Origin of the sequence: Streptomyces sp. RB17, assembly GCF_009604455.1 — a bacterium.
In the GTDB taxonomy this organism is placed as follows: Bacteria; Actinomycetota; Actinomycetes; order Streptomycetales; family Streptomycetaceae; genus Streptomyces.
In genome coordinates, this window is the sequence record NZ_WEGL01000005.1 from 398328 (window position 1) to 410569 (window position 12242).

9 protein-coding genes are annotated in these 12242 nt (G+C 71.0%); 8 read left to right on the forward strand and 1 reads right to left on the reverse strand.

All coding sequences use genetic code 11. The features are described 5' to 3' along the window. Window positions 1-288: 288 nt before the first annotated feature. The 8 genes from SRB17_RS23605 (at window position 289) to SRB17_RS23640 (ending at window position 11452) form a co-directional block, all read left to right on the forward strand. Window positions 289-1593 carry a sugar transferase gene (locus SRB17_RS23605; protein WP_323376147.1) on the forward strand — a complete coding sequence of 435 codons (1305 nt, stop codon included), beginning with the start codon at window positions 289-291 and terminating at the stop codon, window positions 1591-1593. 53 nt (window positions 1594-1646) lie between these two features. After that, window positions 1647-2702, forward strand: coding sequence for a Gfo/Idh/MocA family oxidoreductase (locus SRB17_RS23610; protein ID WP_323376148.1), 1056 nt, complete (start codon window positions 1647-1649; stop codon window positions 2700-2702). A 45-nt stretch (window positions 2703-2747) separates the two neighbouring features. Next, on the forward strand, window positions 2748-3722 hold the full coding sequence (locus tag SRB17_RS23615) for an SDR family NAD(P)-dependent oxidoreductase (RefSeq protein ID WP_153541935.1): 975 nt from the start codon (window positions 2748-2750) through the stop codon (window positions 3720-3722). Then, window positions 3719-4858, forward strand: a complete 1140-nt coding sequence (locus SRB17_RS23620) for a DegT/DnrJ/EryC1/StrS family aminotransferase (protein ID WP_323376149.1) — start codon at window positions 3719-3721, stop codon at window positions 4856-4858. Before SRB17_RS23615 ends, SRB17_RS23620 begins: the two co-directional genes overlap by 4 nt. Continuing rightward, complete coding sequence (locus tag SRB17_RS23625; protein WP_153541937.1) at window positions 4855-5544, forward strand: acetyltransferase; 690 nt, start codon at window positions 4855-4857, stop codon at window positions 5542-5544. Before SRB17_RS23620 ends, SRB17_RS23625 begins: the two co-directional genes overlap by 4 nt. Beyond that, complete coding sequence (locus tag SRB17_RS23630; RefSeq protein WP_153541939.1) at window positions 5541-6659, forward strand: DegT/DnrJ/EryC1/StrS family aminotransferase; 1119 nt, start codon at window positions 5541-5543, stop codon at window positions 6657-6659. Before SRB17_RS23625 ends, SRB17_RS23630 begins: the two co-directional genes overlap by 4 nt. A gap of 72 nt (window positions 6660-6731) precedes the next feature. After that, window positions 6732-10334: a DUF4082 domain-containing protein gene (locus SRB17_RS23635; protein ID WP_153541941.1), complete on the forward strand. Its 3603-nt coding sequence runs from the start codon at window positions 6732-6734 to the stop codon at window positions 10332-10334. A 71-nt stretch (window positions 10335-10405) separates the two neighbouring features. Beyond that, window positions 10406-11452, forward strand: coding sequence for a glycosyltransferase family 2 protein (locus SRB17_RS23640; RefSeq protein WP_153541943.1), 1047 nt, complete (start codon window positions 10406-10408; stop codon window positions 11450-11452). A gap of 17 nt (window positions 11453-11469) precedes the next feature. On the opposite strand, the gene SRB17_RS23645 is transcribed toward SRB17_RS23640, so the two are convergent. Beyond that, entirely contained in the window at window positions 11470-12126 is a 657-nt protein-coding gene (locus SRB17_RS23645) for a hypothetical protein (protein ID WP_153541945.1), read from the reverse strand. Window positions 12127-12242 lie beyond the last annotated feature (116 nt).

Below are 12242 nucleotides of genomic sequence, written 5' to 3' on the forward strand. Positions count from 1 at the left end.
AGGCGGTTGGGGAACCGCTGAAGGCTCTCTCGTTTTCCAGTGTCGCTGTGCTGAGGAGACACATGCGGCGCTGATTCAGCCCTGGCTGCGCACGTGCGACCCTGTGTCCAGTTGCGTGTGGTCAGGGGGAGCCGCGCATGTGGTGGGGGGCGCATGACCATTGAGGTCACGCATGAGCAACTGGATGTGGAACACAGACGTCCGGAAGTTCGCCGAAGACGTTGGGAACGGAAGTACCGGTTAACTCTACTGGTCGCGGACGGCCTCGCAGCGGCCGCCGCGGCCCTGGTGATCCACGGGGCCTACGGCCGCTGGGCCGTGGCCCTGGTGCTGCCCCCGGCGTGGGTCCTGACGATGCTGGCCCACCACTCCTATGACCGCCGCGCCCTTGGCCTGGGGACGGAGGAGTACCTGCGGGTGCTGCGCGGCGCCGTCGCTCTGCCGGCGCTGGCCGCCCTCGCGTACTGGCTGTTCACGCACGATTCGAACCTACTTCATGACATGATCATGGCTGCGGTGCCTGCCGTCGCGATCGCCCTTCCGGTCCGTTACACGCTGCGCCGGCGACTGCACCGGCGGTGGTCGCGGGGCCGGGAGCGGAGCCCGACACTGCTGGTGGGACCGTCGGCCGGCGTCGCGGAGCTGGTCGCCGTGCTGCGGCGCGGCGGCGTACAGGAACTGCAGGTCGCCGGCGTTTGCCTGACCGATCCGCGGAACGCCGCGGAGATCCGCAGACTCGGGCTCCCCGTCCTCGGCGGCGTCGGCGACATGAACGACGTCGTCCGGGCCCTGGGCGTCACCACCGTGGTGACGCTTCCGGCGCCCGAGCTGGACGCCGCCGTGCTGCGCCGGATGTCCTGGACGGCGGCCGCGCAGGGCGTCGACTTCCTGCTGGCCCCCGTGCTGACCGACGTCTCCGCGCCCCGGCTGGCGGTACGGCCCACCAACGGGGTCCCGCTGCTGCGGATCCAGGCACCGAACCTCTCCCGGATCTCCCGGCTGCCCAAGGAACTGCTGGACCGGACGCTCGCCGCGACGCTGCTGCTGTTCCTCGCGCTGCCCATGCTCCTGATCGCCCTGGTCGTCCGGCTCGACAGCTCCGGGCCGGCGCTGTTCCGGCAGCAGCGGGTGGGCCGGTACGGCGACCACTTCACCATGCTGAAGTTCCGCACCATGCGGCCGGACTCGGAGGCCCTCAGGGCGGAACTGGAGCACCTGAACCAGAACAGCGACGGCCTGCTGTTCAAGGTGAAGCAAGACCCGCGGATCACCCGGGTCGGCTCGTTGCTGCGCCGCAGCTCCCTCGACGAACTCCCGCAACTGCTCAATGTCGTCAGGGGCCACATGTCTCTGGTCGGCCCCCGGCCTCCCCTGCCCGAAGAGGTGGAGGAGTACCCGCCGGACATCAAGCGCCGGCTGCTCGTCAAGCCCGGCCTCACCGGGCTGTGGCAGGTCAGCGGCCGCTCGGACCTGCCCTGGGAGGAAGCGGTCCGGCTCGATCTCGGATACGTGGACAACTGGTCGCTGGGCCTCGACCTGTCGATCCTGGTGCGCACCGGGTCCGCGGTGGTGCGGGGAACGGGGGCCTACTGATGGACCGCCTGCAGACCGACCGCCCGCGGAAGGACCAAGAGGAGAGGAACCAAGTGACGCAGACCACGCAGCCGTTGGGGGTCGCGGTCGTCGGGGCCGGCTACTGGGGACCCAACCTCGTCCGCAACTTCCAGGCCAGCGAGCGGTTCCGGCTGCGCTGGCTGTGCGACCTCGACGTGGACCGGGCCCAGCGGGTTCTGGGCGGCTACTCGACGGTGCAGGCCACCGCGGACTACGCGGCCGTTCTCGCGGACCCCGACGTGGCCGCCGTCGCCGTGGCCACGCCCGCCGGCACCCACCTCGACATCGCCCTGGCCGCTCTGCGCGCCGGCAAGCACGTCCTCGTGGAGAAACCGCTGGCGGCGACCTACGCCGACGGTATGCGCCTGGTGACCGAGGCGGAGGAACGCGGTCTCACCCTGATGTGCGACCACACCTACTGCTACACGCCCGCCGCGGGCCGCATCCGCGAGCTGGTCCGCTCCGGCGAACTCGGCGAGATCCACTTCCTGGACTCGGTCCGGATCAACCTCGGGCTCGTCCAGAAGGACATCGACGTCCTGTGGGACCTCGCCCCGCACGACCTGTCGATCCTGGACTTCATCCTCCCCGCGGGCGTCGAGCCGGTCGCCGTCGCCGCCCACGGGGCCGACCCGATCGGCGCCGGACAGGCCTGCGTGGCCTATCTGACGCTCACCCTCAACACCGGGGCCATCGCCCACGTGCACGTCAACTGGCTGTCCCCGACCAAGGTGCGCACCACGATGGTCGGCGGCTCCAAACGCACCCTGATCTGGGACGACCTCAACCCCCTGCAAAGGGTGGCCGTTTACGACCGGGGCGTGGACCTGGCCTCCCCGCAGGAGATCGGCGCGGACGAGCGCCGGGACATGCTCGTCTCGTACCGCTCCGGAGACATGGTCGCGCCCGCCATCGGCGAGAAGGAAGCGCTGCGCAGCATGGTCGACGAGTTCGCCGACGCGATCAGGCAGCGCCGGACGCCGCTGACCGACGGCCGCGCGGGACTGCGGGTGCTGGACATTCTCGAGGCGGCGTCCCGGAGTCTCGAGTTCCGGGGCGCGGTCGTCGGTTTGCGCGCCGGGCGTTGAGCGCATGCGGTTCGGCGAGTTCAATTCACTGAGAAGGCAGGGAAGTTGAGCAGCGTACGAGGCAAGAAGATCCTGGTCACCGGGGGAGCGGGCACCATCGGCTCCAACCTCGTCGACCTGCTGGCCGAGGGCGGCGCCCGCGAGATCGTCGTACTCGACAACTTCGTGCGCGGGCGGCGCGCCAACCTCGCCCAGGCCCTGCCCAGCGGCGCCGTGGAGGTGGTCGAGGGCGATGTCCGGGACGCCGCCACCGTGCGCAAGGTCACCGAGGGCGCCGACCTGGTGTTCCACCTCGCCGCGATCCGCATCACGCAGTGCGCGGAGGAGCCCCGGCTCGCCAACGAGGTCCTGGTCGACGGCACCTTCAACGTCCTGGAGGCCGCGGCCGAGGCCGGCGTGTCCAAGGTGGTCGCCTCGTCCTCGGCGTCCGTCTACGGCATGGCCGAGACCTTTCCGACGACCGAGCGCCACCACCCGTACAACAACGACACCTTCTACGGCGCCGCGAAGGCCTTCAACGAGGGAATGCTGCGCAGCTTCCACGCCATGTACGGCCTGGACTACGTGGCGCTGCGCTACTTCAACGTCTACGGCCCACGGATGGACATCCACGGCCTCTACACCGAGGTCCTCATCCGCTGGATGGAGCGCATCGAGGCGGGCGAGCCGCCGCTGATCCTCGGCGACGGCACGCAGACCATGGACTTCGTCGACGTCCGCGACATCGCCAGGGCCAACGTCCTGGCCGCCGAGTCGGATCTGACCGACGAGGTGTTCAACATCGCCAGCGGCACCGAGACCTCCCTGAAGCAGCTCGCCGAGGGCCTTCTGGAGGCGATGGGGGCACAGGGCCTGGAGCCGGTGCACGGGCCGGCCCGCGCGGTGAACGGCGTGACACGACGGCTCGCCGACACCACACAGGCCGCCGGGCGGCTCGGCTTCGAGGCACGGATCGACCTGCGCACCGGGCTGCGCGACCTGGTCGAGTGGTGGCGCGCCGAGCGGGAGGCCGACCAGTGAGCACCGACCGCATCCCGGTGATGATTCCCTGGCTCGGCGAGGAGGAGGCCCGGGCCGCCTCCGAGGCCGTGCTGTCCGGCTGGGTCGCCCAGGGCCCGAGGGTCGCCGCCTTCGAGCGGGCCTTCGCCGATCGGGTGGGCGCCGAGCACGCCGTCGCCGTCAGCTCCTGCACCACCGCCCTGCACCTGTCACTGGTCGCACTCGGGCTGGGGCCCGGCGACGAGGTCGTGGTGCCCTCGCTGTCGTTCATCGCCACCGCCAACGCCGTACGGTACGTCGGCGCCGAGCCGGTGTTCGCCGATGTCGACCTCGCCACCGCCAACCTCACCGCGGCCACCGTGGACGCGGTCCGCACCCCCCGGACCAGGGCGGTCCTCGCCGTCCACCAGGGCGGCGTACCGGCCGACGTGCACACCCTGCGTGCCGCCTGCGCCGACTGGGAGCTGCCCCTGGTCGAGGACGCGGCCTGCGCCATCGGCTCGACGGCCGACGGCAAGCCCGTCGGTCACGGCGCGCTGCTCGCCGCCTGGTCCTTCCACCCGCGCAAGCTCGTCACCACGGGCGAGGGCGGCATGATCACCACCGACGACGCCGCGTGGGCGGCACGCCTGCGCCGGCTGCGCGAGCACGGGATGAACGCCTCTGCGGCGGACCGGCACGCGAGCGACAAGCCCGTCCTGGAGAGCTACCTCGAAGTCGGCTTCAACTACCGGATGACCGACATCCAGGCAGCCGTCGGCCTGGTCCAGCTCGACAAGCTCGACACGATGATCGCCCGTCGCCGCGAACTGGCCGCCCGCTACGACACGTTGCTGCGCGACCTTCCCGGCCTCACCCCCGTACGCGACCCCGCGCACGGGCAGAGCAACTTCCAGTCGTACTGGGTGCTGCCGGCCGAGGACTTCCCCGCCGGCCGGGACGAGCTGCTCGCCGCGCTCGGCGAGGCCGGCGTGTCCGCCCGGCGCGGGATCATGGCCGCGCACCTCGAACCCGCCTACGCGGACCACCCCCGCGCACCCCTGCCGGTCACCGAGCGGATCAGCCGCGACTCGCTGATCCTGCCGCTGTTCCACACCATGACCGAGGCCCAGCAGGACCGGGTCGTGGCAGTGCTGCACGAACAGGCCGCGCCATGACCGGGCTGCTGGTCATCGGCGCCGGCGGATTCGCCCGGGAGACCGCACAGGCCGTGCGGGACGCGGGCGAGTTCACGCTGCTCGGGCACCTCGACGACAACCCCGCCCTGCACGGCACCGAGGTCGACGGCGTACCCGTCCTCGGCGGCTGCGAGCTGGTCCACGACCTGCCCGAGGCCCGGGTGGTGATCTGCGTGGGCAACCCCCGGGACTACGCCGCCCGCGCCCGCCTGGTGCGCAGGCTCGACCTGCCCGCGGACCGCTACGCCACGGTGCTCCACCCGACGGCGGCGGTGTCGGCGACCTCGCGGATCGGCCCCGGCTCGGTGCTGCTCGCACATTGCGTCCTGACCGCCTCCGTACGGGTCGGCGCGCACGTCGCGGTGATGCCACACGTCGTCCTCACCCACGACGACGTGGTCGAGGACCACGTCACGCTCGCCTCCGGAGTCCGCCTGGGCGGGGGAGCGCGGCTGGCCAGGGGCAGCTACGTGGGTTCCGGGGCTCTGGTCCGGGAGGGCACGACGGTCGGCGCCTGGTCGCTGATCGGAATGGGAAGCACGGTGCTCGGCGACGTTCCGCCGGGCGAGGTCTGGGCGGGCAACCCGGCCCGGCGACTGCGCCGGGCGGACGCCCCGGCGCTCGACGAACTTGCCACGCGAACCATGGGGGGACCCGTCAGATGAACCGGATACCGCTGGTGGACCTCAAGGCGGCCCACGACGAGGTCGCCGACGACGTACGGGCCGGATTCGAACGGATTCTGGCGAACACCGCGTTCATCGGAGGCGAGGAGGTCCGCCTGTTCGAGCGCGAGTACGCGGACTTCGCCGGTGTCGGACACTGCGTCGGCGTGGCCAACGGCACCGACGCCGTCGAACTCGCCCTGCGCGCAAGCGGGATCGGCCCCGGCGACGAGGTCGTGGTGCCCGCCAACACCTTCATCGCGACCGCGGGCGCCGTGGCCAGGACCGGCGCGCGCCCGGTCCTCGCCGACTGCCTCCCCGGCACCCACCTGCTCGACCCCCGGGCCGCCCTGGACGCGGTCGGCCCGGCCACCCGCGCGGTCGTACCCGTCCACCTCTACGGGCAGCTGGCCGACGTGACGGAGCTGGCCGCGCACCTGCCCGAGCGCGTGCGGGTCGTCGAGGACGCCGCGCAGTGCCAGGGCGCCACCCGCGACGGCCGGACGCCGGGCAGCGGCGGGATCGCGGCCACCAGCTTCTACCCGGGCAAGAACCTCGGCGCGTACGGCGACGCGGGCGCGGTGCTGACCGACGACGAGGAACTGGCCGGCCAGGTGCGCGCGATCGCCAACCACGGCGGTGTCGCCAAGTACCGCCACGACGTGCCGGGGTTCAACAGCCGGCTGGACGGACTCCAGGCCGTCGTCCTGCGGGCGAAGCTGGCGCGGCTGGCGGACGGCAACGCGGCCCGGCACACGGCCGCGGCCCGCTACCACGCGCTGCTCGCCGACCTCGCGGCCGCCGGCCGCGTCGTGCTTCCCACGACGGCAGCCGGCAACGTCCACGTCTGGCACCTCTACGTCGTCCAGGTCGCCGGGGCGGACCGCGACGACGTCGTGGGCAAGCTCAACGCCGAGGGCATCGGCGCGGGAGTGCACTATCCGGCCCCGGTCCACCTCACACCGGCCTACCGCCATCTCGGCCACGCGCGGGGCGACTTCCCCCACGCCGAGAAGGCGGCGGACCGGATCCTGTCGCTTCCGCTCTACCCGCAGATCACCCCCGACCAGCAGCAGCGCGTCGTGGACGCCCTCACCGACGCGCTCGCACGCTGATCGGCCCCTGTTTCGACGCTCCACCCCGGCGGCTCACGGGCCGGTCCTGCACAGCACCGCTGAGAGGTACACATGAACAGATGGAGCAGACGGATCCGGGGCGCCCGCCTCGCCGTCGTAGCAGCACTCGTATGGGCGGTGCTCCCGCAGGTCGCGACCGCCCAGGCGGCCTCCGACCCGTGCGGAGCGGGCTCGAACCCCATCGTCTGCGAGAACTCCAAGCCGGGCAGCCCGATGTCCGACTGGTTCGCGCCCAACGCCTACGGCGACATCAGGGGCTTCACCACCAAGGAGAGCGTCCAGGCCGGCGACACCGTCCAGTTCAAGGTCCAGTCGCCGGTCCCGTACCACATCGAGATCTACCGGCTGGGCTGGTACGGCGGCGACGGCGCGCGCGAGATGTCCACCGCGACCCAGGCGGCGGTCACCTATCCGGCCAACTACTCCACCAAGCCGGCCAGTTGCACCACCAAGAGCAGCACGGGGCTGGTCGACTGCGGCAGCTGGCCCGTGACCGCGACGTGGACCGTGCCCAGTGACGCGGTGTCCGGCCTGTACATCGCCAACCTGTCGCAGAACAACGATGACGGCCTGATGCCGTACCCGTTCGTCGTCCGCAACGACTCGAGCACCTCCGACATGGTCGTGCAGACCAGCGACCAGACCTGGCAGGCCTACAACGACTACGGCGGACAGGACCTGTACGGAGGGGCGGGGCCCGCGCCGGACGGCCGCGCCTACGAGGTCAGTTACAACCGGCCGCTGGACATCGGCGGCGACAACGGCATCTACGGTTCCGAGTACATGATGCTGTCCTGGCTGGAGCGCAACGGCTACGACGTCAGCTATCTGTCCGGCGTGGACGTGTCCTCGACCAGCGGTGCCACCCTGCTGAAGAAGCACAAGGTGTACATGTCCTCCGGCCATGACGAGTACTGGACGCAGAGCCAGTACTCCAACGTCCTGGCGGCCCGGAAGGCCGGCGTCCGGGAGGCGTTCTTCAGCGGCAACGAGGTCTTCTGGAAGACGCGGCTGGCCCCGAGCATCGACGGTACGAACACGGCGGACCGCACGCTGGTCTGCTACAAGATGACCAAGATGGCGCAGAACAACGGCGTCGCCGACCCCAGCGGCATCTGGACCGGCACCTGGATGGATCCGGCCAGCACCCAGTACGGCCAGAACTACCAGCCGCCGAACATCCTCACCGGCTCGATGTTCCAGGTGAACGGCTACCGCAGCGACGCCATCACCGTCCCCGGCTCCTACGGCAAGAACCGGATCTGGCGCAACACCTCCATCGCGGGCCTCACCTCCAGTCAGACGGCCACGTTCCCAACGGGCACCCTCGGCTACGAGTGGGACAGCGACATCGACAACAGCACCAGGCCCGCCGGGGCGATCGACGTGTCGTCCACCACGGTCGACATCAACGACGCCAAGCTCCGCATGGACTGGGGCAACGTCTACGGCAACGGCACGGCGACGCACAACCTCGTCGAGTTCCGCGACCAGGACTCCGGGGCCCTGGTGTTCGGGTCCGGGACCGTGCAGTGGTCGTGGGGCCTGACCAACGTGCCGACGAGCAACCCCGCCGACACCGTGGTCACCGAGGACTCCCGTATGCAACAGGCGACGGTGAACATCCTCGCCGACATGGGCATCCAGCCGGCGACCCGGCAGAGCAACCTCGTCGCCGCCTCCGCCTCCACCGACACCACAGGGCCGGCCGTCACCGTGACGAGCCCGGCCTCCGGGGTGACCGTCCCGGCGCTGAAGCCTGTCACCGTCAAGGGCACCGCCAGTGACTCCGGCGGCGGCGTGGTGGCCCGCGTGGAGGTGTCCACGGACGGCGGAACGACCTGGAAGGCCGCGAGCGGCCTGACGTCCTGGAGCTACACCTGGACCCCGACGACCCCGGGCCCGGCAACGATCAAGGTCCGCGCGGTCGACGACAGCGTCGACATCGGCGCCGTCACCACCGTCCCGCTGACCGTCGGCCCCCAGGCCTGCCCCTGTACCGTCTGGCCGGCCTCGGCCGTGCCCGGCACCGTCAACGCGGGCGACGGCAGCTCGGTGGAGCTCGGCGTCAAGTTCCGTACCACGGCGACCGGTTCGATCACCGGCGTCCGCTTCTACAAGTCACCCGCCAATACCGGGACCCACACCGGCAGCCTGTGGAGCGCCTCCGGCACCCGCCTGGCCACCGGCACCTTCACGGGCGAGACGGCCTCCGGCTGGCAGCAGCTGAACTTCGCCACCCCGGTGCCCGTCAAGGCCAACACCACCTACGTCGCCTCGTACTTCGCCCCCAACGGCGGATACTCCTACGACGGCGGCTACTTCGCCGCCGGCGATGCCGGCCTGGCCCCGCTCACGGCACTGAAGTCCGGCACCGACGGCGGCAACGGCGTCTACCACTACGGCGCGACCAGCGCCTTCCCGTCCTCGCAGTCCTCCGGCAGCAACTACTGGGTCGACGTGGTGCTGGACACCTCGACGGCCAGTACGACCCCGCCCACCGTCAGCTCGACCTCCCCGACGTCCGGGGCGACCGGCGTGTCGATCACCGCACCGGTGTCGGCCACCTTCAGCTCGGCCGTCGACGCCGGCAGCCTGACGTTCACCGTGAAGGGTCCGGACGGCAGCACCGTGCCGGGGGCCACGACGCTCCCCGTGTCGAACAAGGCGACCTTCACCCCGTCGACGGAGCTGGCGCTGAACACCACGTACACCGCCTCCGTACAGGCTTCCGACCTGTGGGGCAACGCCATGGCGGACCCGGTCACGTGGTCCTTCACCACCAGTTCCACCCCGCCCGCGGTGACCTGCCCCTGCACGCTGTGGAACTCCGGGACGGTACCGGCCACCACCGACATGACCGGCGACCCCAACTCCGTCGAGCTGGGCACCCGGTTCACCTCCTCGGCGGACGGCTGGGTCACCGGCGTCACCTACTACAAGGGCACGGGCAACACGGGCACCCACACCGGCAGCCTGTGGTCCGACGACGGCACGCTGCTCGCCAGTGGCACCTTCACGGGCGAGACGGCCTCCGGCTGGCAGACGCTGACCTTCGCCACTCCGGTGGCGATCACCGCCGGTACCGCGTACGTCGTCTCCTACCACGCGCCGAACGGCAACTACGCGGTGGACGGCGGCTACTTCGCGGCGGCTCACCAGTCCTATCCGCTGACGGCCACGGCCGACACCACCGCACACCACAACGGGCTCTACAAGTACGGCACCGGCTCGGCCTTCCCCGACGGCTCCTACGGATCCGCGAACTACTGGGTTGGCCCCGTCTTCACCGCCGACAACCCGAGCGCGTCCCTGTCGACGGCCAACGCCTCGGAGGTGACCGCGTCCTCGGTGACGCACACCGCCGACGCGGCGAGCGCCCTCGTCATGGCCGTGCCGGGCAAGGCCGCGGTGTCGTCCGTCAAGGCGACCGTGACCATCCTGCGCGGTTCCAAGGCCGCCAGGAAGCTCCACGTCACGGCCGTCGTCTCCTACGACCGGACCACCCACAAGGTGTCCGTCCACCTGTCCGCCCCGCTGCCCGACGGCACCCGGTTCACGATCACGGTCACGGCCCAGGACAAGCACCGCCACCCGGTGACGTCCCGCAGCTGGACGCTGACCAGCAAGACCGTCCGCAAGCAGAAGAACTGACCGACCCGAACGCACCGGTGGTGGTCTCCGCCCTGCTCGGAGGCCACCACCGGGGATTGGCTTGCCCACCGATGAGCACCGTCAGCGTTGTCATCCCCTGCTACAAGTACGGCCACTTCCTCGCCGACTGCGTCAGCAGTGTCCTGGACGAGCAGAACGGCGTCGACGTCCGGGTGCTCATCATCGACGACGCCTCGCCCGACGACTCGGCGGTGATCGCGCACAAACTGGCCGCCGCCGACCCCCGTATCGAGGTCCACGTCCACGAGACCAACAAGGGCCACATCGCCACCTACAACGAGGGCCTCCTGGAATGGGCCGACGGCGACTACGTGGCCCTCCTCTCCGCCGACGACCGGCTGGTCCCCGGCGCGCTGGTCCGGGCCGCCGCCCTCCTGGACGCCCACCCCGAGGCGGGGTTCGCCTACGGGCGCCCCCTGCGCTTCCAGCACGGCGGCCCGGTGCCGAAGGCCCGCACACAGGGCACCGGATCGGTCGTCTACCCCGGGCAGTGGTGGCTGGAGCGGCGCTTCCGCGAGGGCACCGGCTGCATCACCTCACCGGAAGTCGTCGTCCGCACCAGCCTCCAGCGCACGGTCGGCGGCTACGACCCGAAGCTTCCCCACGCCGGCGACATCGAGATGTGGATGCGGCTCGCCGCACACGCCGACGTCGGCTACATACGCGGCGCCGACCAGGCCTTCTACCGCGTCCACGGCAAGAACATGTCGACCACGGACTTCGGCGGTCAGCTCGACGACCTGCGCCAGCGTCTCGTGGCCTTCGACTCGGTGCTCGCCAAATGCGCCGACCGGCTGCCCCACGCCGACCGCCTGGCCGACGAGGTCCACACCCGGCTCGCCCGCCACGCACTGCGGCGGGCCTACCGCGCCTACGACCGGGGGCGGACGGGGATCGTCCCGGTCGACGACTGCGTGGCGTTCGCCGAGGAGTGCCTGCCGGGATACGCGGCGCTGCCCGAGTACCGGGCGCTGCGGCTCAGACGGCGGATCGGGCCCAAGGCCATGCCGTATCTGCAGCCGCTGGTGTGGTCGGCCGTGGCCGAACGCGGCCGGGAATGGCTGTGGTGGGAGTCGTGGAAGCGCCGCGGAATCTGATGAGTGACCGGTACGGCTCAGTTGGCCACCTGAACGGGACCGGCGTGCCGGCCAGGTACGGCCTGTCGGCGCCTCAGCGCATACCGGTCGAGCCACAACGCGCCGAGGACGCCGCCGGCGAGGCCCAGCAGGGCCGTGCCGGCCAGGCCTCGGCTCTTGTCGCCCAGAACCTCGGAGGCGCTCGGGGAGGTCAGCACGGAGGCGGTGATCCGCGACCCGGCGGGGACTTTCTGAGCCGTCTGCATCGCGTCGACGTGCTCGGTGTAGACGTCGATGATGCGGCGCACCGCCGTGACGGCGGCGTCGGGGTCGGACGCCTGCGACTGCACCTGCAGGGAAGGGATCAGATAGCGCGGTGTCGCGCTGGTGCCGCTGTTGCGGGGGACGAGCTGATAGGTCCCGTGCACGCCCGCCGCAGTCAACTCCCGTGCACCGGCCGGGGATTGCAGTTGCTGGACGACCGCGTAGGAGACCACGGCGAGCGGCGGCTGCAGATTGGTGAGCTGGTTCGGCTGGTTCTGCGTCACCGGCGGCTTGAGGACGACCACCGCGGAGCCGACGTACTGGGGGGCGGGGCGCACCACGTGGTAGGCCCCGGCGGCCGTCAGCAACAGCGCGACCACCACGACGTACCAGCGGCGGAGCAGCGCATCGGCGACGTTCCCGGGCGACATAGGAGTTCCTTCCGTCACCCCCGATACTGGCAGGACGCGCGGCTGGATGCCACCGAATGGGGGGTTGGTTCGTGAGCCTTGGTGAGATATGGGCCATTCTGCGCAGACGTTGGTAC